The sequence below is a fragment of the Benzoatithermus flavus genome, assembly GCF_037908215.1.
GTDB lineage: Bacteria > Pseudomonadota > Alphaproteobacteria > Geminicoccales > Geminicoccaceae > Benzoatithermus > Benzoatithermus flavus.
Window position 1 is genome coordinate 1 of the sequence record NZ_JBBLZC010000094.1, and the last position, 436, is coordinate 436.

Below are 436 nucleotides of genomic sequence, written 5' to 3' on the forward strand. Positions count from 1 at the left end.
ATGAGCGCCGGATTCGAGAACTGCTCACGTTGTCCTTTATTGACCGGAAAGAAAATATCCTCTTTCTCGGTTCACCGGGGATTGGGAAGACACATCTGGCAATTTCGATTGGAATGGAGGCGATCGCAAGAGGATATAAAACGTATTTTATTACCGCTCACGATTTGGTCAATCAGTTAAGAAGAGCCGACCAGGAAGGAAAGTTGGAGAAAAAGCTTCGTGTCTTTGTGAAGCCAACCGTTCTCATTATTGATGAAATGGGGTATCTAAAACTGGACCCGAACAGCGCTCATTACTTATTTCAAGTGATCGCCCGGCGGTACGAGCATGCCCCGATTATCCTCACCTCCAACAAAAGCTTTGGGGAATGGGGAGAAATCGTGGGAGACTCGGTTTTGGCGACAGCGATGTTAGATCGATTACTGCATCATTCCAT

General features: G+C 46.6%; 1 pseudogene. It reads left to right on the forward strand.

The features are described 5' to 3' along the window. Positions 1 to 436, forward strand: a pseudogene (istB, locus tag U1T56_RS24230) (IS21-like element IS5376 family helper ATPase IstB); the annotation flags it as partial.